General features: G+C 39.6%; 1 pseudogene. It reads right to left on the bottom strand.

The window, feature by feature from the left end:
* Window positions 1-356: pseudogene (locus SB658_RS22460) on the bottom strand (Kelch repeat-containing protein); the annotation flags it as partial.

Raw genomic sequence — 356 nt, forward strand, 5'->3', positions numbered from 1 at the left:
GGTCATACTCTTTCTGTAAGCCATTGACCATTGTGATGATGAGGAGAGCATCGCCATCTTCATTTGTTGCATCGTCTTTAGGCGGTGTGGTTGGTTCTTGGTCTTTGTCGCCTGGATTTGTAGAATCGTCTTTTGGTGGTGTTGTCGGTTCTGGATCTTTGTCACCGGGTGTTTCAGTGTTGTTTGGAAATTGCAGGTCTTTTAAAGATAAAGAGATGACGGATTTGTAGTTTTGATCTGCAATCTCTGTATAATTCGCATTATAATCTCTACCACCTATAAGGTATAATGTATCATCAATAACTACTGTTGAAGCTCCTATACGCATATTATGATAAGGTACTTCTATTCTGACT

It is taken from the genome of Bacillus sp. SIMBA_008, assembly GCF_046535495.1.
GTDB lineage: Bacteria > Bacillota > Bacilli > Bacillales > Bacillaceae > Bacillus > Bacillus subtilis.